Origin of the sequence: Brevibacterium renqingii, from assembly GCF_017808095.1 — a bacterium.
In the GTDB taxonomy this organism is placed as follows: Bacteria; Actinomycetota; Actinomycetes; order Actinomycetales; family Brevibacteriaceae; genus Brevibacterium; species Brevibacterium renqingii.
The window spans coordinates 200,931-219,199 of the sequence record NZ_JADBHG010000006.1 but is presented as its reverse complement, the minus strand read 5'-3'; the positions used below and the strand labels follow the sequence as shown (position 1 = coordinate 219,199).

The window sequence follows — 18,269 nt, the reverse complement described above, 5'->3', positions numbered from 1 at the left end:
AGCTGACATGGCAAGTCCCTCTGCCCGAGTCGTGAGAAGCCGAAAGCTTGCCGAGGCTGCCCCGAGGCCCGACTAGAGTGATCACATGCGCGCACTCACCTGCTTCGACGATCGCGAAAGTGTGCCCTGGGCCAACGGCGCAGGGAGGACGACAGAGCTCGTCTCGCTGACCGATTCGGTGGCGCTGACACCCGAACTGCGCCGCTGGCGACTGAGCATCGCCGCACTGGAGAGCACCGGGCCCTTCTCCCGCCTGCCCGGAATGGCGCGGACCTTTCTTCCCACCGCCGAGGTGGCCCTGACGATCGGTTCACACCTGCACCGGGCGGGCCCGGTCGCTCCTCTGCGATTCCATGGGGACGACGATGTCTCCCTTGTCGAACTGGCGAGGAAGTGCTTCGCGATCAATCTCATGGTCGCAGACCCCGGCGCCGGCACGGACGGAGAGAGCTCGGACCTCGGGACTGTGCAGATGCACCGCCCGACCCCAACGGAAGAGGCTCACGATCACGGTCGACGGCGGTTCGCCCTCACTCTGGAAACGACCTCGTCCTTCCCCCGTTTCCAGCTGCTCGAACTCGCGGAATCGGACAAGCTGCCGGAGAGCCTCGAAGTCGTCGTTCTGAACTGACGCAGCCCGCCCGTCCCGCACCTGTGGAATTGGTGAGAGTTGACTGTTCCCAGCATCACATGAAGCAGCGAAATAGCTGGTCAGAGGCGGTGGCGGCAGCGATGCCCATCAGTGATCTCCCAGGCTCGGCCCAGGTGCGTCAGGCAGCCCGAACTTTGGTGGTCGATACTGAGTCAAAGCACTGGTTTTGGGAGGATCATTGACGTCGAACCATGGAGAATCGGACAAGCAGCAGAACGCCGCCGAGCGCGAAGACAGCGCGACCACACGGAAGCACTCGCAGACCCTTCCGCTGATCACCGAGGAACTCGCAGCCACCCATTCTGCGAAGGAGCCCGAACCGGCCTCGGAACCTCCCCAGCACGTGACGACTCCGGTGATGCCTCCCAACCCGATTCGCCGTGACACGATACCGGAAGCACCGGCGGAGGACACGACGAGCACCGCTGCCTCACCGGCGTCCGGACTCGCCGCCGACACACGTGCCGCGACTGCGGCCCCGGACGAAACGGAGACCAAAGAGGAGAAAGCGTCCGAGGGCCGGATCTCGGCGACTCAGCTGATCGCCGGTGCCGGAGCGGCAGCCACCTCCTCGGTCATCGGCGGTCAGCTCGGAGTCGCCGGCACCGTCGTCGGCGCGGGTGTGGCCAGCATTGTCACCGGCCTCGCCGTGACGATCTACGGGCGCAGCCTGGACAAGGGCAAAGAGAAGATCAAGGAGGTCGGCTCGAAGCTGGCCCCCGCGGTGAAGGCGCAGATGGCCAAGGGCGGCCCGGGAGCGAAGGGCAGCGCCGCAGCGGCCTCCGGCCTGCGCAGCGACTCCGCATTCGCCTCCGCGCCGGCTGCCGGCGGCAGCACATCCGCCGCTGAGGAGACCCCGGACTCGACGGAAACCGAGGAGACCTCGCAGACCTGGTGGCAGAAGCTGCGGCGCAAGCGCGTGCTCTACCCGGTCACGATCGGCGTCGCCGCCTTCGGCATCGGGCTCGGCGCCGTGGTCATGGCCGAATCCTTCACCGAGGCAGACATCTCCCCGGGCACCTCTCAGATCTCACGCTCGGTCACCGGCAGCACCGACTCCGGTGAGGAGACGGGCACGGACGGCGGTGGCAGCGACGGCTCCGCGGACTCGGGGTCCTCGGATCCAGGTTCCCAATCGGGCACCGACTCGAACTCGGGCACGGCGAATACGGGTTCGAGCACGAGCGAAGGCGGCTCCACCTCGGCGGGCGAGACCGAATCCGAAGGCACGACGACCGGGTCCCAGACCGACCAGGGCTCGGACACCTCGTCGAGCACGGGCAGCGATGCGAGCGCATCGACATCCTCGGACGGAACCGACACCTCCGACGGATCGAGCACCTCGAGCGGCTCCGGCAGCCAGAGTCAGGGCGGCTCCGACGCCTCAGGCGGCGGTTCGAGCTCCGCCGGAGGCTCCGGCGGCGGAACGAGCTCGGGCGGCGATTCGGGCACGGGCGGCAGCGGCGGTTCGGGCACCTCCTCCGCGGAGGGGTGAGCCGGTCGACAAACCGATCGGGAATCAGAGCAGTGTGACCTTGGTTGTACTGAATGGATAATCTCGCTAGTTTGAAATCAATTCCGACAGCGTTCTGCCGAAGTCGGGAAAGCGAATCGGGCAAGTGGTGCCGCAGTCCTGCGTGGAAGCGCACGCCTGCGGCGGCACAGCACCCGATGCCAAGTGGTTAGGAGATGTGATGACGCAACATACAGATCATGAGTACCCCGGACACGACAGCACCAAGCCCTCGACGACCGAATCCGGTGCGCCCAGGGAATCCGATGCCCATTCGCTGAGCGTGGGGGCCGACGGCCCGCTCATGCTCCACGATGTGGCTCTGGTCGAGAAGCTCGCCCGGTTCGACCGTGAGCGTGTGCCCGAGCGCAGCCCCCACGCCAAGGGATCGGGTGCCTTCGGTGAGCTCGAGGTCACCGAGGATGTCTCCGCCTACACGAAGGCCGACTTCCTGCAGCCGGGCAAGAAGACCCCGATGCTCGCTCGCTTCTCCACCGTCGCAGGTGAGCTCGGTTCGCCCGACTCCTGGCGCGATGTGCGCGGATTCGCGCTGAAGTTCTACACCGAAGAGGGCAACTTCGACATGGTGGGCAACAACACGCCCATCTTCTTCGTCCGTGACCCGATGAAGTTCCCCGACTTCATCCACTCGCAGAAGCGCACCCCTGATTCGGGTCTGCGCAGTAACAACATGCAGTGGGACTTCTGGTCGCTCTCGCCCGAGTCCGCCCACCAGGTCTCCTACCTCATGGGACCGCGCGGTCTGCCCAAGACCTGGCGGAACATGAACGGCTACTCCTCGCATACCTACATGTGGATCAACGCCGAGGGCGAGAAGTTCTGGATCCAGTACCACTTCCACACCGATCAGGGCGTGGAGAACATGACGAACGAGGAAGCCGGTCAGCTCGCCGGCGAAGACGGCGACATCCACCGTCGCGACCTCTTCGAGGCCATCGAGCGCGGGGACTACCCGTCCTGGACCTTCTATGTCCAGATCATGCCCTACGAAGAGGCCAAGACCTACCGGTTCAACCCCTTCGATCTGACGAAGACCTGGTCGAAGAAGGACTACCCGCTCATCAAGGTCGGGAAGTTCACGCTCAACGAGAACCCCTCGAACCACTTCGCCCAGATCGAGCAGGCGGCCTTCAGCCCGTCGAACATGGTGCCCGGCACCGGGATCTCGCCGGACAAGATGCTGCTCGGACGCGTGTTCTCCTACCCGGATGCCCAGCGCAACCGGATCGGCACGAACTTCAACCAGCTGCCGGTCAACGCCCCTGTCACGAAGACGAATTCGTACGACAAGGAAGGCCAGATGCAGTACAACCACTCTGGCAATGCCCCGGTCTACGCCCCGAACTCGTACGGACGTTCCTACGAGGACACCCAGGGCACGATCGACAACAGCTGGGAGTCCGACGGAGAGCTCGTCCGCAGCGCCTACAGCCTGCACGCCGAGGACGACGACTTCGGTCAGGCTCACACGCTGGTCCGCGAGGTCTACACCGAGGAGGAGCGCCAGGGTCTCATCGAGACCGTCGCCGGCGGTCTCTCCGACGGGGTCGAGGAGCCGGTGCTGTCCAATGCGATCAAGTACTGGAAGAACATCGACGCCGAGGTGGGCCAGGCCATCGAGGACAAGGTGCGGTCCCGGGCCTGAGCCTGAACTGAGCTCTCGCACCACCTGACGGCGGCCCTGATACCTCGCGAGGTATCAGGGCCGCCGTTGCGTGCTCACCACCGAAGATGCATGATCGCCGCGACAGTCCTAAGATGACCGGGTGCCACGATCAGAACTGAAGAGCGAACAGACAGCAGCCACGAAGCCACGCAGCTTCTTCGGCCATCCATGGGGACTGGCGAATCTCGCCGGCGTCGAGATGTGGGAGCGGTTCAGCTTCTACGGGATGCAGGGCCTCCTGGCCTACTACATCTACTACTCCGCCACCGACGGCGGTCTGGGCATGTCCGAAGCGGTGGCGACGTCCATCGTCGGCGCCTACGGCGGGCTGGTCTATCTCTCCTCGGTCCTCGGCGGCTGGGTCGCCGACCGCATCCTCGGCTCGGAGAAGACGGTGATCACCTCGGCCGCGGTGGTCATGCTCGGGCACCTGGCTCTCTCGCTGCTGCCGGGCGGTCTCGGCCTCGGCATCGGCCTGGTCTGCATCGCTCTGGGTTCCGGGTCGCTCAAGGTCACCACCTCGGCGACGCTCGGCGACCTCTACGACCTCAAGGACAACCGGCGGGATGCCGCTTTCTCCATCTACTACATGGGCGTCAACATCGGCGGTCTCATCGGCCCTCTGCTGACCTCGGCGGTCTGGGGATGGAAGGGATTCCACTGGGGCTTCGGCCTGGCTGCCGTGCTCATGGCCATCGGGCTCGTCCAGTACATGCTGATGCGCCGCCACACCGTCACGGAGGAGAGCAGCAAACCGACGCATCCGCTCACGAGCCGTGAAGCGACCCGCTGGGCGCTCATCGGTGCCCTCGCCGTCCTCGTCATCGCTGCGGCGGCGATGCTGGGGATTCTCACCGCCGAGAACCTCTCGGACGTCGTCGTCATCGTCACAGTCATTGCGGCGGTGGTCCTGTTCATCGTGATCGGGACGTCCAAGCAGATCACCGCCACCGAACGCAGCCGGGTCATCTCCTTCATCCCGCTGTTCATCGGCTCCGCCGTGTTCTGGTCGCTGTTCCAGCAGCAGTTCACCGTGCTCGCGATCTACGCGGACCATCGTCTGGATCGGACGATCTTCGGACTCGAGCTCCCGCCGAGCGTCGTCCAGTCCATCAACCCGGCCTTCATCATCATCTTCGCCGCCGTGTTCGCTGCGATGTGGACCAAACTCGGCGATCGGCAGCCGGTGACTCCGGTCAAGTTCGCGATCGGCACGATCGTCATGGGCATCGCATTCTTCGTCTTCGTTCCCCTCGCCGGGGGCGGCGCGAACTCCGTGCCGTTCATCGTGATGGTCCTCGTCTACTTCCTCTTCACGATGGCGGAGCTCTGCCTCTCGCCCGTGGGCCAATCGCTGGCGACCAAGCTGGCTCCGCAGGCGTTCCACTCGCAGATGGTGGCCCTGTTCTTCCTCTCGGTCGCATTAGGCACCGCGGCCTCCGGTTCCTTGGCCGGCTTCTACTCCACCGACAACGAGGTCCCCTACTTCCTCACGATCGGTGCTGTCTCCATCGTCGTCGGTGTCCTGCTCTTCGCCTTCCGCAAGCCCATCGTCAGACTCATGGCCGGGGTGCGCTGAGCGACTGAGCCCTCAGGCTGGGTTCTTCTCGTGCTCGGCGCGCTGGGCGATGCGTCCGCCGGCGAGGACCATCTCGACCTGACGGGGTGAGAGACCGTGACGGAACTCGAAGGTCCGACCGTCCACCTCGGCGGTGACGGGCTTGCCCTCGGCCAGCGCATCCCGCAGACCGCGGAAGACGAGCACATCCCCCTGAGACAGTTCCTCATAGCCTGCCTCATCGGTGAATTCGAGGGCGAGGACACCGAAGTTCGCAAGATTCTGCCAGTGGATCCTGGCCAGGGACTTCGCCACGACCACACGCAGCCCGAGGTAGCGGGGGGCGATGACGGCATGCTCACGCGAGGAGCCCTGGCCATAGTTCTCCCCGCCGACGATGGCATGACCGCCCTCGTGCTCTGCCGCACGTGTGGCGTAGGTGTCGTCGACCTGGATGTAGACGAACTCGGAGATCTTCGGAATGTTCGACCGATACGGCAGAACACGCGAACCAGCGGGCATGATCTCGTCAGTGGAGACGTTGTCGCCGACCTTGAGCAGGATCTCCAAGTCGATGTCGTCGGGCAGCGGTTCGAAATCCGGCAGCGTCGAGATGTTCTCACCCTTGACCAAGGTGACCTCGCGAGCCTCCTCGGGCGGAAGCGGAGGCAGCAGCATTTTGCGATTGACCGAGAACTTCTTCGGCAGGCTCACCTCGGGATAGTCCATATCGAGATCACGCGGATCGGTGATCTTGCCGGTCAGTGCCGCCGCAGCTGCGGTCTCCGGCGAGCACAGCCACACGGAGTCCTCATCGGTGCCGGACCGGCCGGGGAAGTTCCTCGGCATGGTGCGCAGACTGTTGCGCCCGATGGCCGGAGCCTGGCCCATGCCGATGCAGCCCAAGCAGCCGGACTGATGGATCCGAGCACCCGATCCGACCAGCGAAGCCAGCCAACCGCCGGCGATCAGGTCGGCGAGGACCTCGCGGGAGGTGGGGTTGATGTCGAGTGAGATCTGCGGATGGATCTGACGGTCGGCCAGGATTTCGGCGACCACGGCGAAGTCGCGCAGCCCGGGGTTCGCCGAGGAACCGACGACGACCTGGAACACATCGTCACCGGCGACCTCGCGGACCGGGGTGACATTGCCTGGAGACGACGGGGCTGCGATGAGCGGTTCGAGCTCGGAGAGATCGATCGCATCGGTGAGATCGTACTCGGCCCCCTCGTCCGCGACCAGCCGTGTGAAGTCGTCACCGCGGTCAACGGCCTCTAGGTAGTCGCGGACGGCGTCATCGGCGGGGAAGACCGTGGCGGTGGCACCGAGTTCGGCGCCCATGTTCGCAATCACATGCCGGTCCATGGCCGTGAGGCTCTTCAGCCCCTCTCCGTGATACTCGATGATCTTGCCGACCCCGCCCTTGACCCCGTGGCGCCGCAGCATCTCGAGGATGACGTCCTTGGCCGAGACCCAGTCGGGCAATTCGCCGGTGAGCTCGACGCCCATCACCTGTGGGGCGCTGATGTAGAGGGGCTCGCCCGCCATGGCCATGGCGATCTCGAGACCGCCGACGCCGATGGCGAGCATCCCGAGCGCACCGGCCGCGCAGGTGTGGGAATCGGAGCCGATGAGCGTGGCACCCGGTTTGCCGAACCGCGACTGGTGGACCGGATGGGAGACGCCGTTGCCGGCCTGTGAGAACCACAGCCCGAACCGCTGCGCGGCCGACTGGAGGAACTCGTGGTCTTCGGGGTTCTTCTCATCGGTCTGCAGCAGGTTGTGATCGACATACTGCACGGACAGATCGGTGCGGATCCGGTCGAGACCGAGCGCCTCGACTTCGAGCATGACCAGAGTCCCCGTCGCATCCTGGGTCAGGGTCTGGTCGATTCGGAGACCTAGCTCGTTCCCGGGAGCGAACTCCCCGGACTCGAGATGCGATCTGATGAGCTTCTGGGCAACATTCTCTGGCATCGTCAGCCTCCTTCTGCAGGACTCTGTCCGTCGACAGCCGCGCTGGATCGACTCGTGACTGTCCACGCTAGACCTCGACCGCGGGGTTCTCAAGACCCTGTCGCTGCGGCGAACTCCCCTGTCAAGAGCGGTGATAGGAGCGCATACTGGTGCCATGCCCGAATTGCCCGAGATCGATGCGCTCGCCGGTTTCCTGCGACCGCGCCTGGTCGGTGACTTCGTCGAGCGCTGTCTCATCGGTGAGCTGAGCATCCTCAAGACCACGGACCCGCCGCTCGAGTCACTCGCCGGCCTCGAGATCACAGGTCTCACCCGTGTCGGCAAGATGCTCATCGTCGACTTCGAGGGGCTGCACCTCGTCTGTCGCTTCGCTCGCATGGGCTGGCTGACTTGGCACGATGAAGTGCCGAAAGGGCCGGTGAAGATGGGCAGAGGCCCGCTGGGCCTGCGCGTTCGCCTGGCTTCGGGCGCCGGCTTCGACCTCACCGAGGCGGGGACGAAGAAGAACGCATCCGTCGCGCTCGTGACCGACTGTGGACAGGTGCCGGCAGTGGCCGGCAGCGGGGTCGACGCGCTGATGATGGGCGCTGAGGAGTTCGCCGCGGTTCTGGCCGTCTCGCGTTCACGGATCAAGACCGTGCTCGAGGACCAGTCCGTCATCGCCGGGATCGGCAACGCCTACTCCGACGAGATCCTCCACACGGCGCAGATCTCTCCGTTCGCCCCGGCGGCGGGGGTCGACGCCGATGCTCTGCTCGACACAGTTCGGGACGTTCTCACCACGGCCCGTCGGTCGCTCGTCGGGCTGCCGCCGGCAAGGATCAAAGCCGCAAAGAAGCGTGGTCTGCGGGTGCATGGAAGGGCCGGAGAGGACTGCCCGGTATGCGGGACCACGATCGCCGAGGTGTCCTTCGCCGACAGATCGCTGCAGTACTGTCCTGGCTGTCAGACCGGTGGGAAGAAGCTCTCCGACCGGCGTATGGACCGGCTCCTCAAATGACGGTCGCAGGTGACCGGGACGAAGCGGAGGCTCGGCTCACGCACGGAGGGTGGAGAGAAGGCCCTCAGGCGGGGAGAGCGTCGAACTGACAGTCGGGGATCCCATGCGCGCGCAGAACCACCTCGGCGATGGAGCCGAGGAAATCTGAGGTCGCGGAACGGGACTCGGTCGAAGTGCCGACTCTCTGCACGAGCGCCTCGGTGATTCCGCCGACGATGATCAGGCTCGTCAGGTCCTCACCGGACTCTGACGACGCGGCGATGCGGTGGATCGTCCGGTCCTCCAGGTCATAGGAGCGTGCGAGTTCGACGAAGGCGCCGTGCACGGAGTCGGCGAGCAGCCGCATCGTGGAGCGGCGGCGTTCCTCCATGGACTCACTGATCCCGACGGCCTCGACCTCGAGCACTCGGGCTTTGCGTTCGTCTTTGAGCATTGGAGTCAGGGCAGCGCTGACGAGTTGCCGTGTGGCCTCGATCAGGGCGGAGCCCTCAGTGACCCGCGTCTGAGTGAGAGCGGTGGCGATTTCCGCGTTCAGTGCGACGTAGAGCTGTTCGAGCAGGTCTTCCTGGGTGGAGAAGAGCTCGTAGAAGGAGCGGCTGGAGACCCCGGACTCCTGGCACAGCGCCTGCACGCCGGTCCGACGGAAGCCGCTGGTGCCGTAGAGCTCGAGGGCCGCATCGAGCAGACGCTCCCGCCGCGCCGAATCGCGTTCTGCGCGCAGGGTACCGTGCCACCGGCGCGAGGACGTCTTGAGAGGCGGAACGGAATCCATGGCTCCAGTATAGTGAAAATTGGGATTTTCGATGTAATACTGTGTGGCATGGCTTACATGATCCGACAGAGTCGTCGCGCACCGGCAGTCACCGCTCCCATCGACCCGGACCCCTCGCTGCCGAAGGTCTGCATCATCGGTGCCGGCTCCTCAGGCATCGCCGCGGCGAAGACCCTCTACACCTCGGGCATCCCCTTCGACTGCTTCGAAAAGGGCAGTGAGATCGGAGGCAACTGGCTCTTCGACAATCCCAACGGCACGAGCGCCTGCTACGAGACCCTGCAGATCAACACCTCGTGCCCACGCATGGCGTTCTCGGACTATCCGATGCCCGAGGACTACCCGCCCTATGCCAGCCATGAACAGGTGTTCGCCTACTTCCGCGATTACGTCGAGCACTTCGGCTTCGCTCACACGATCACCTTCGACACCGAGGTCACAGACGTCCGCCGGAACAGCCGCGGCGGTTGGGAAGTCGACATCACCGCCCGGGCAGGTGCGGAGACCCGGCACTATGACGCCGTGATGGTCGCCAACGGTCATCATTGGGACGCCAAATGGCCCGACCCCGAGTACCCGGGACGATTTGACGGAGAACAGATCCACGCCCACGACTATCGCAGCGGCGATCAGCTCGTCGGGCGCGATGTGGTCGTGGTCGGAGCCGGCAACTCCGCTATGGACATCGCAGTCGAAGGCTCCCATCGGGCACGCAGCGTCAACCTCTCGATCCGACGCGGCCAGTGGGTGATGAAGAAGACCGTCTTCGGCCGGGCTGCCGACCAAGTCGTGCTGCCCGGTTGGGCACCCTGGTGGATGACCTCCGCACGGCTGCGCCTCGGTGCGATGCTGTCCGGCGGGCTGAGGAAGTACGGACTGCCGAAACCGCCGCACAAGCCCGGTCAGTCCCATCCCGTCCAGTCGGACGCCATCCGCGAACGGCTCAAGGCGAATGCGATCATCGTGCGACCCGGCATCGAACGGCTCGAGAGTGATCGAATCGTGTTCACCGACGGCGCTGTGGCACCGGCTGACCTCATCGTGTGGGCCACCGGCTACAAGGTGTCCTTCCCTTTCCTCTCCTCCGAGGTCGTCGACGTCGAGAACAACGACCTGCCGCTGTGGAAGCGAATGGTCCACCCCGACCGTCCGGGTCTGTTCTTCATCGGTCTGCTGCAGCCGGTGGGAGCGGTCATGCCTCTGTCGGAGATGCAGGCGAAGCTGGTCGCGAAGATCCTCCTCGGCGATTGCGAGCTGCCGACCAGACAGGACATGTTCAAGCAGATGGCCAAGGACGACCGGCGGAACAAGAAGCAGTTCTACGATTCGCCTCGGCACACTATGGAAGTCGACTTCGACCACTACTTGTGGGAGATGCAGCGGGAAATGGACAGGGGAGCGGTCGGGGAATGAGCAGGTCACAATCCACACGCGGCGCGGTCGTGGCCGTCACCGGCGGGGCACACGGAATCGGGCGGGCGATAGCCTGCCGGTTCGCCGCCGCCGGCGCGCACGTTGCCATCGGCGACACGGACCTCGCCGCAGCCCAGGAGGTCGCCGACCAGCCAGGGCTGCATGCGTACGGACTCGACGTCACCGACACCGGATCCTTCACCGACTTCCTCGACGCTGTCCGTCGAGATCTGGGCCCGGTCGATGTCCTCGTCAGCAACGCGGGACTGATGTGGGTCGGATCCTTCGACGAAGAGCCGGAATCGGCGGCTCGCGCGCAGCTGAGTGTCAATCTCCTCGGCGTCATCAACGGCATCAAGGCGGCTGCTCCGGCCATGCGCAGGGCCGGCCACGGGCACCTCATCACGGTCGCCTCGGCCGCGTCGCTTCTGCCGACCCCTGGCGAGGCGACCTACGCGGCGACCAAACACGGGGTGCTCGGCTATCTCAAGGCCGTGCGCATGGAGCTGCGCGGCAGCGGAGTCGAGGTCACCGCCGTCATGCCGGCCGTCGTCGACACGACTCTGGCCGCCGGCACCGGCACAGGTTCCGCTCCGCTGCTGCAGCCGACTGATGTCGCTCGCGCTGTCGTCGCCGCCGCGGATCGCCCGCGCTTCGAGGTCACCGTGCCCGCCTACATCGGGCCGCTGACGCGGATGGTCAACCTCCTGCCGCAGGCGATGCGGGATCGTCTCTTCGGCACTATGGTGCCCGACCAAGTGACCGAGGTGCGCGCGGAGGCCCGCGCCGGGTACGAAGGCTCATTCACGACCTCGCGGCCGGCGCGACCGGCGGCCGGGTCCGCCGCGGCGGAATAATCGCGGCCGTGCCGGCGCTGTCCCTGGTGAGGGCCCTGCGCAGGCCGGGCCCACTGGCTCGCATGCCGTCCTCGACGCCTTCGTCGCCGTCGGCGGCAACTTCCTCGACGCCGCCGAACCCTATCCGGCGTGGGTGCCCGGGAACGCCGGTCGCGAGTCCGGGACCATCATCGGCACCTGGTTGGCCGACCGAGGCAGTCGCGATGACATCGTCCTCGCCACGAAGGTCGGCGACCACCCCGACCACCGCACACAGGACCCCGAGCACATCCGCACCGCCATCGATGCCTCGGTGGATCGTCTGCAGACCGATCAATGAGATCGTCCGGTCCGGCAAGGCCAAGCACATCCAACCGCAGTACAGTCTCGTCCGCCGGCAGGAATTCGAGACCGAGATGCGGCCGGTTGCCAAGCGGCACGAGCTAGCCGTGTTCTCCTACTTCGGCCTCGCGCCGGGTTCCTCACCGGCCTGGCTGCTGGCCAGGGGCGTGACCGCACCGATCGCCTCGGCACGTGAGCCGCAGCTGCTCGAGGCGATCATGGCCGCTCCGACGCTCGAACTCAGCGACGGTGAGATCGAACGCCTCGACCGGGTCTCGGCCCCCTTCGCCGACGAGGAATCCGCCTGAGGGAAGCCGGCCCGCGCTCAGGCGACGACTTCGTCCCGGGGTTCGACGGCATGGGCTACAGCCGCGCCGATGACCGTGCCGATGGCGATCGTGAAGAACGTCGCCCCCGCGGCGAGGAGGCTGGCCAGCACACTGCTGCCGTCGCCGAATTCGATCTGTGAGGCGTTGAGCAGTCCGAACGAGCCGGGCGCCACGACGAGGAAGGCGGGCACGAAGCTGATCCGCCAGATCGGGCCGCGCGGCAGACGTGACAGGACGACGGCGACCAGAGAGGCCGTCAGGGCACCGGCGAGACCGCCGATGGCCGCACCGAACTCGGCACCGACTCCCAGTTGCGCCAGAGCCGCGGCACCGATCGTGAGAACAATCGGCAGGGTGTGTTCGAGCGGTGTGTGCAGGTAGATGATGAGACCCAGAGTCGCCGCAGCGACTCCGAGGGAGGACAGCCACCAAGTGGAATCGGTCAGCTGGGAGTTCACCAGCGCCTCGGCGCCGGTGCCGGTGACGACGGCCGCACCGGCGACCCCGGCGATGAACATCGCCAGCTGCACCGTGGACGAGACGAGCCTCGAACTGCCTGCGGACAGAGCGCCGGCCGATATCTCCGTCAGCCCGGTGACCACGGCGCTGCCGGGCAGCAGCAGCGCCAGGGTGGCGACGATCGTGCGCAGGGGACTCTCCAGCCAGTCCAGTCGGCAGCCGATGAGCATGAGGACGCCGACGAAGAACGCCGAGGCGACCGGCAGCAGCGGACCGAGGCTGGAGTGTCGGCTGTTGATCGCCAGAGCTCCGGCCACGACGAGCGAACCGAGTGCGGCGAAGACCAGGTTGACGGGACCGGGTTCGAGCAGCAGGCACAGTCCGATTCCGATGGGCACTGCGCCGAGGCAGGTCAGCCAGCCCGGCCAGCGCGGCGCGGTGGCGAAGACTTCCGCCTCGATCGTCTGCCGGGCCTCATCGACGCTGAGACGGCGCGCGTGGATAGAGTCGACGATGTCGAGCAGCTTCGCGGTCTGGTCGAAGCGCAGATCGGGACCGATGCGTTCGAACCGTGTGGCCCCTCCGGCCCCGACGGTGAGAAACAGGCCCTTGGGCAGGGCCGCGACGTTGATGGCGTCGAGACCGACAGCAGGGGCGAGTCCGGTCAGGGCGTCTTCGACGTCGACGGAGGAGATGCCGCCTGCGAGAAGTCCTGTGCCGATGGTGATCAACAGTTCCTGTGCAGGAACCGTCGATGCCTCTGCCTCGTGCACTCCACACCCTCTCGATTGCGGGCTCGCCGATAGAATCGAAGATACCAGCCCGCGATCCCGGAGCTGGAGGCATCGGCTCCAGCTGGGAAGGGTGGTGCGCGAATCGTCAAGAACTTCGCCTGTGAAGCCAAGACACGGCCTCAGCGTCTCAGCCAGACTGGCAGCATCCTCACTCGAACTCTATGCAGGAATCGGATCCGGTGGAAGTCTGGGATGAGAAAGCCAGTCCACCCAACCGGCAACACGAACATCAGTCCCCGACCGAAGGAGCATCATGACCACCGACGCATCCACCACTGACCTCACGACCACAGCTGGGCTTCTGTCTGCGATCGAAGACCCCCATGGGCGTGAGATCCACGATCCCGCCACGGGTGAGGTCGTCGGCCGTACCCGCGAAGGCAGTCCCGCCGAGATCGAGGCTGCCGTGGCAGCGGCCCGGAAGGCGCAGCCCGCCTGGGCGGCGACGTCCGCGCAGGAGCGCAGCGAACTTCTCAACCAGGCCGCCGATGCGATCGAGGCCTCTGCCGAGGCGCTGGCCGAACTGCTCTCCCGTGAGCAGGGCAAGCCGCTCAACGGGCCGAATGCGCGTTTCGAAGTCGGGGCCTGTGCTGCCTGGCTGCGTGCGAATGCGGCCTTCGAGCTCGAGCCCGAGGTCCTCGTCGAGGATGGGGAGACCCATGCGGAACTCCACTACAGGCCGGTGGGCGTCATCGGTGCCGTCGGTCCCTGGAACTGGCCGATGATGATCTCCGTGTGGCAGTTCGCGCCCGCGCTGAAGATGGGCAACACCGTCGTGCTCAAGCCCTCGGAGTACACGCCGCTGTCCGTGCAGGCGCTCGTGGACGTGGTCAACCAGGCGCTGCCCGCCGATGTGCTGTCCGTCGTGCCCGGCGACGGTGCCGTCGGTGCCGCCCTGACCGGTCACGCGGATATCGACAAGATCATGTTCACCGGCTCGACGAAGACCGGACAGGCGATCATGCGCTCCGCTGCAGACAGCCTCGCGAGACTCACGCTCGAACTCGGCGGCAATGATGCGGGCATCGTGCTCGAGGACGCCGACCCTGCCGCGATCGCCGGCGACCTGTTCTGGGGCGCCTTCATCAACACCGGCCAGACCTGCGCGGCGATGAAGCGGCTCTATGTGCCCGAATCGCTGTACGACCAGGTCTGCCAAGCCCTCGTCGAGGTGGCCGGAGCGTCCCCGATGGGCGTGGGCCTGGAGGAGGAGAACGTGCTGGGGCCGCTGCAGAACAAGCAGCAGTACGACATCGTCGCCGGCCTCGTCCAGGCCGCGAAGGATGGGGGAGCGCGAGTGCTCACCGGCGGCGATCCGGTCGCCGAGCAGCCCGGCTACTTCTACCCGACGACACTCGTCGCTGACATCGACAATGACAACCCGCTCGTCTCCGAGGAGCAGTTCGGCCCCGTGCTGCCGATCATCAAGTACACGGACCTCGACCAGGCCATCGAATGGGCCAATGGACTCGAAGTCGGCCTCGGCTCCTCGGTGTGGGGCACCGACCTCGATGCCTGCCGCAAGGTCGCCGCTCGCCTGCAGGCCGGTTCGACGTGGATCAACAAACACGGTGCCGTGGATCCGCGGATTCCCTTCGGCGGTGTGAAGAAGTCCGGCTTCGGCCTCGAATTCGGCCTCGAGGGTCTCAAGCACGTCAGCGTGCCGCACGTGATCAGCTGGTAGGGGGCGCCAGAACCGAGTGCCTGGGTCTGACTCTCCAGCGGCTCACTGAGCCTGCGGCAGGGCTTCGCGGACGATGTCGACCACGCGGGCCAGAGCCTCGGAGGGGTTGTTCCGCCGCCATCCGAGCGCGAGTGTGAAGGCGTCCCCACCCTCGGCGAGGGGAACATAGCTGACACCGTCGATGCGGATGTGATCCGAGGAGGCGACGACGACGGCCATGCCGACCTGCGCTCCCACCAGTGCCAGGAGGCTGTAGGGGTCCGGCGCTTCCTGGACGACGTGGGGGAGGAAGCCGGCGTCATCGGCCAGACGCATCATCACCTCTCTCACCTGGGAGCCGTGGGACGGGGCGTAGGAGATGAACGGCCGACCGGCGAGTTCGGCGATGCTGACCATTTCGCGGCCGGCCAGCTCATGGCCGGAGGGCATTGCGATCATGACGCTCTCCTGGCGAATGGTGTGGACCTCGACACCGGCCGGCGCCGGGGGACTGATGATGGCGAGGTCCATCTCCCCATCGCGCAGAGCGATCGCTGCCTCCCCGCAGTACATCTGCGGACGCAGGTCCAGGCTGATCCCCGGGTGCCGTTCGCCGACCTCTCGCGCCAGTCGCGAGAGGATGGAATAGCCGCTCGTGCCGCCGAAGCCGATGCGCACCCGGCCGGCCAGCCCCTGCTGAGCGGAGCGGGCGATGCGCCTGGCGCCGTCGACCTGAGTTCCGATCGCCGCCGCGGGTTCGAGCAGCGCCTCGCCGGCAGGCGTCAGTCTGACGCGCCGGGTCGTCCGTTCGAACAGATCGACATCGAGGTCGCGCTCGAGAGCTCGGATCATCTGGCTGAGGGCAGGCTGAGCGATACGGAGCCTCTCGGCCGCCCGCCCGAAATGCAGCTCCTCGGCGACGGCGAGGAAGGCCGTGACCTGTCTGAACTCCATGCTTCACCTCGAGGCTCGTCATTGATAAGAAAATTGAATCAATCAGTGTGATATTACCTCTTGGACTCCGTGTAATTCTGGTGGCAGGGTTGAAGACGAATCCGACCGCATCTGAGGAGCCGATATGACCGACGCCGACACCACCACGCCCACCGCCGACCCATCCGACCTCCTCGACTTCGCCGGTCTCCTCTCGGCCGAGGAACTCGAGATCCGCGAGCGTGCCCGCACATTCGTGGACGCGAGGATCCGCCCGAACATCGCCGATTGGTATGAGAACGCGATCTTCCCGACCGAGATCGTCAAGGAGATGGGGGAACTCGGCCTGCTCGGCATGCACCTGAACGGTTACGGCTGCCCCGGGCGCTCGGCCGTCGAATACGGCATCGCCGCGCTCGAACTCGAAGCCGGCGACTCCGGGCTGCGCACCTTCGTGTCCGTGCAGGGCTCGCTGGCGATGTCGGCCATCCACAAATTCGGCTCCGAGGAGCAGAAGAACCGATACCTGCCCGGTATGGCGGCAGGCGAGATCATCGGCTGCTTCGGACTGACCGAACCGACCGCCGGCTCCGATCCCGGATCCATGGCCACCTCAGCCACTCGCAGCACAGACGGCGGCTGGGTCCTCAACGGCGCCAAACGGTGGATCGGCTTGGCCTCGATCGCCGATATCGCAGTCATCTGGGCCGCCACCGACGAAGGGATCCGCGGCTTCCTCGTCCCCACCGACACCCCTGGCTTCACCGCCACCCCCATCGAGCAGAAGCTGTCGATGCGCGCCTCCATCCAGTGCGATATCGCTCTGGAGGACGTGGAACTGCCCGCCGAGGCGGTGCTGCCCGATGTCACAGGACTCAAAGGGCCGTTCTCCTGTCTCAACGAGGCCCGCTACGGAATCATGTGGGGCGCCATGGGTGCGGCCCGAGACTCGTTCGAAGCCGCTCTCGACTATGCGCAGAACCGTCTCCAGTTCGACAAGCCGCTGACCGCGTACCAGATCACCCAGCAGAAGCTGGTCGACATGGCCCTCGAGATCCAGAAGGGCACCCTGCTGGCCATTCAGACCGGCCGTCTCAAGGACGCGGGCACACTCGACCCGGTGCAGATCTCGGTGGGCAAACTCAACAACTGTCGCGAGGCCATCGCGATCTGCCGCGAGGCCCGGACGATGCTCGGCGGCAACGGCATCACTCTTGAGCACTCACCGCTGCGGCATGCGAACAACCTCGAATCCGTCCGCACCTATGAGGGCACCGATGAGGTCCACACCCTCATCCTCGGCCGGCACATCACCGGACAGCAGGCATTCCGCTGACCGCGGTCAGGGCGCAAGTCGACGAACACCCCGGCGGGAGCGGCCAGCGTCGGAGGCGTGTGCGGGAGGATGTCGACCATGATTGCGAGTGCCCCGAGCCTCACACTGAGGATCCGAGGAAGCCGATGCCCGTCAGCGACTCCGACGCCTCCCACAGGCGACGAGCCACGTCCTCGTCGAGCGAGACCGGTGCTCGACTGGCGAAGACGGGTTCGCCGCGGGTCTCGAAGGCTCGTCCGGGACCGAGATAGGAATTGCCGGGGACATCGGCCACGGCTGCGTTGAGCATCGGCGCGGCACCAGCAGTATCGCTCTGGCTGAGCAGACGAGTGAGCGCCTTGCCCAGATTATCGCGCAGCCGCCGCCGGTCGCCGGGGCCGAACAGGTTGGTCGCGGCCAGACCCGGATGGGCTGCGGTCGCGATCACGTCGGAACTCCGCTTCGTCAGCCGTCGTTCGAGTTCGGTGGTGAACAGCAGGTTCGCGAGCTTCGACTGTGCATAGGCGGCCATCGCTCGATACCGCCGGTGCCGCCAGTTGAGATCGGTGAAATCGATGGTCCCCTGCTTGTGGGCGAGCGAGGAGACGGTGACCACCCGAGACCCGATCTGCGGCAGCAGGAGAGCCGTCAGTGCGAAGTGTCCGAGGTGGTTGGTGCCGAACTGAGACTCGAAGCCGTCGACGGTCCAGCTCAGGGGAGGGGTCATGATGCCCGCATTGTTGATGAGGACGTCGATCGGGCCCCCGAGGCCCGCGGCGAACGACCGCACGGAGCCGAGATCGGCGAGGTCGAGCTCTCTGACCTCGACCGAACCCGTCATGGTCGCCGCTGCCTCCGCTCCCTTCTTCAAGTTGCGCACCGCGAGGACGACATGCGCTCCGTGGGCGGCGAGAGCACCGGCGGTGACCCGGCCGAGACCGGAGTTTGCCCCGGTGATGACGAACGTCTGACCGTCGAGGGACGGGAAACCGCGGTCGAGCGCGGTGGTGATGGGCAGCATGGTGG

The 18,269-nt window shown here is 66.0% G+C and carries 15 protein-coding genes and 1 pseudogene; 11 read left to right on the top strand and 5 right to left on the bottom strand.

All coding sequences use genetic code 11. From position 1 onward, the window contains the following. Positions 1–85: 85 nt before the first annotated feature. The 4 genes from IIE29_RS12845 (at position 86) to IIE29_RS12830 (ending at position 5,431) form a co-directional block, all read left to right on the top strand. Positions 86–631, top strand: a complete 546-nt coding sequence (locus IIE29_RS12845; protein ID WP_209325690.1) for a HutD family protein — start codon at positions 86–88, stop codon at positions 629–631. Between the two features lie 199 nt (positions 632–830). Then, the gene (locus IIE29_RS12840) at positions 831–2,147 is read left to right on the top strand and encodes a hypothetical protein (RefSeq protein ID WP_209325689.1); all 1,317 of its coding nucleotides are present in this window, start codon (positions 831–833) and stop codon (positions 2,145–2,147) included. A gap of 199 nt (positions 2,148–2,346) precedes the next feature. After that, complete coding sequence (locus IIE29_RS12835; RefSeq protein ID WP_209325688.1) at positions 2,347–3,831, top strand: catalase; 1,485 nt, start codon at positions 2,347–2,349, stop codon at positions 3,829–3,831. 121 nt (positions 3,832–3,952) lie between these two features. Then, the gene (locus IIE29_RS12830) at positions 3,953–5,431 is read left to right on the top strand and encodes a peptide MFS transporter (RefSeq protein WP_343071898.1); all 1,479 of its coding nucleotides are present in this window, start codon (positions 3,953–3,955) and stop codon (positions 5,429–5,431) included. A 12-nt stretch (positions 5,432–5,443) separates the two neighbouring features. Here the strand turns inward: IIE29_RS12830 and IIE29_RS12825 are convergent, their stop codons facing one another. Next, positions 5,444–7,387, bottom strand: a complete 1,944-nt coding sequence (locus IIE29_RS12825; RefSeq protein WP_209325687.1) for an aconitate hydratase — start codon at positions 7,385–7,387, stop codon at positions 5,444–5,446. 154 nt (positions 7,388–7,541) lie between these two features. Between IIE29_RS12825 and IIE29_RS12820 the strand changes: the two genes are divergently transcribed. Beyond that, positions 7,542–8,387 (top strand): DNA-formamidopyrimidine glycosylase family protein, encoded by an 846-nt coding sequence (locus IIE29_RS12820; RefSeq protein ID WP_209325686.1) that lies wholly within the window; start codon positions 7,542–7,544, stop codon positions 8,385–8,387. A 64-nt stretch (positions 8,388–8,451) separates the two neighbouring features. Here IIE29_RS12820 and IIE29_RS12815 read toward each other — a convergent pair whose 3' ends face one another. Next, positions 8,452–9,159 (bottom strand): TetR/AcrR family transcriptional regulator, encoded by a 708-nt coding sequence (locus IIE29_RS12815; RefSeq protein ID WP_209325685.1) that lies wholly within the window; start codon positions 9,157–9,159, stop codon positions 8,452–8,454. Between the two features lie 48 nt (positions 9,160–9,207). On the opposite strand from IIE29_RS12815, the gene IIE29_RS12810 reads away from it, so the two are divergent. The 4 genes and pseudogenes from IIE29_RS12810 (at position 9,208) to IIE29_RS12795 (ending at position 12,058) form a co-directional block, all read left to right on the top strand. Then, the gene (locus tag IIE29_RS12810; protein ID WP_209325684.1) at positions 9,208–10,572 is read left to right on the top strand and encodes a flavin-containing monooxygenase; all 1,365 of its coding nucleotides are present in this window, start codon (positions 9,208–9,210) and stop codon (positions 10,570–10,572) included. After that, on the top strand, positions 10,569–11,429 hold the full coding sequence (locus IIE29_RS12805) for an SDR family oxidoreductase (RefSeq protein ID WP_209325683.1): 861 nt from the start codon (positions 10,569–10,571) through the stop codon (positions 11,427–11,429). Before IIE29_RS12810 ends, IIE29_RS12805 begins: the two co-directional genes overlap by 4 nt. A gap of 118 nt (positions 11,430–11,547) precedes the next feature. Continuing rightward, positions 11,548–11,748, top strand: a pseudogene (locus IIE29_RS12800) (aldo/keto reductase); the annotation flags it as partial. Continuing rightward, positions 11,714–12,058 (top strand): aldo-keto reductase family protein, encoded by a 345-nt coding sequence (locus IIE29_RS12795; RefSeq protein ID WP_209325682.1) that lies wholly within the window; start codon positions 11,714–11,716, stop codon positions 12,056–12,058. The pseudogene IIE29_RS12800 and the gene IIE29_RS12795, both read left to right, overlap by 35 nt. Positions 12,059–12,075: 17 nt before the next feature. Here the strand turns inward: IIE29_RS12795 and IIE29_RS12790 are convergent, their stop codons facing one another. Beyond that, a complete protein-coding gene (locus IIE29_RS12790; protein ID WP_209325681.1) occupies positions 12,076–13,269 on the bottom strand; it encodes a threonine/serine exporter family protein in 1,194 nt (397 codons plus the stop codon). 316 nt (positions 13,270–13,585) lie between these two features. On the opposite strand from IIE29_RS12790, the gene IIE29_RS12785 reads away from it, so the two are divergent. Continuing rightward, complete coding sequence (locus IIE29_RS12785; RefSeq protein WP_209325680.1) at positions 13,586–15,016, top strand: aldehyde dehydrogenase family protein; 1,431 nt, start codon at positions 13,586–13,588, stop codon at positions 15,014–15,016. A gap of 42 nt (positions 15,017–15,058) precedes the next feature. Here the strand turns inward: IIE29_RS12785 and IIE29_RS12780 are convergent, their stop codons facing one another. Beyond that, the gene (locus tag IIE29_RS12780) at positions 15,059–15,949 is read right to left on the bottom strand and encodes a LysR family transcriptional regulator (RefSeq protein ID WP_209325679.1); all 891 of its coding nucleotides are present in this window, start codon (positions 15,947–15,949) and stop codon (positions 15,059–15,061) included. Positions 15,950–16,073: 124 nt separating this feature from the next. Here IIE29_RS12780 and IIE29_RS12775 point away from each other — a divergent pair, with 124 nt between their 5' ends. Continuing rightward, positions 16,074–17,264, top strand: coding sequence for an acyl-CoA dehydrogenase family protein (locus IIE29_RS12775; RefSeq protein ID WP_209325678.1), 1,191 nt, complete (start codon positions 16,074–16,076; stop codon positions 17,262–17,264). Between the two features lie 100 nt (positions 17,265–17,364). Here the strand turns inward: IIE29_RS12775 and IIE29_RS12770 are convergent, their stop codons facing one another. After that, the gene (locus tag IIE29_RS12770) at positions 17,365–18,264 is read right to left on the bottom strand and encodes an oxidoreductase (RefSeq protein ID WP_209325677.1); all 900 of its coding nucleotides are present in this window, start codon (positions 18,262–18,264) and stop codon (positions 17,365–17,367) included. Between the last annotated feature and the right edge of the window lie 5 nt (positions 18,265–18,269).

Bases quoted from the DNA above. Each gene is read 5' to 3' on its own strand.
- IIE29_RS12845 (WP_209325690.1), top strand. From the start codon at position 86: ATGCGCGCACTCACCTGCTTCGACGATCGCGAAAGTGTGCCCTGGGCC.
- IIE29_RS12835 (WP_209325688.1), top strand. From the start codon at position 2,347: ATGACGCAACATACAGATCATGAGTACCCCGGACACGACAGCACCAAG.
- IIE29_RS12825 (WP_209325687.1), bottom strand. From the start codon at position 7,387: ATGCCAGAGAATGTTGCCCAGAAGCTCATCAGATCGCATCTCGAGTCC.
- IIE29_RS12820 (WP_209325686.1), top strand. From the start codon at position 7,542: ATGCCCGAATTGCCCGAGATCGATGCGCTCGCCGGTTTCCTGCGACCG.
- IIE29_RS12815 (WP_209325685.1), bottom strand. From the start codon at position 9,159: ATGGATTCCGTTCCGCCTCTCAAGACGTCCTCGCGCCGGTGGCACGGT.
- IIE29_RS12810 (WP_209325684.1), top strand. From the start codon at position 9,208: ATGGCTTACATGATCCGACAGAGTCGTCGCGCACCGGCAGTCACCGCT.
- IIE29_RS12805 (WP_209325683.1), top strand. From the start codon at position 10,569: ATGAGCAGGTCACAATCCACACGCGGCGCGGTCGTGGCCGTCACCGGC.
- IIE29_RS12795 (WP_209325682.1), top strand. From the start codon at position 11,714: ATGCCTCGGTGGATCGTCTGCAGACCGATCAATGAGATCGTCCGGTCC.
- IIE29_RS12785 (WP_209325680.1), top strand. From the start codon at position 13,586: ATGACCACCGACGCATCCACCACTGACCTCACGACCACAGCTGGGCTT.
- IIE29_RS12780 (WP_209325679.1), bottom strand. From the start codon at position 15,949: ATGGAGTTCAGACAGGTCACGGCCTTCCTCGCCGTCGCCGAGGAGCTG.
- IIE29_RS12775 (WP_209325678.1), top strand. From the start codon at position 16,074: ATGACCGACGCCGACACCACCACGCCCACCGCCGACCCATCCGACCTC.
- IIE29_RS12770 (WP_209325677.1), bottom strand. From the start codon at position 18,264: ATGCTGCCCATCACCACCGCGCTCGACCGCGGTTTCCCGTCCCTCGAC.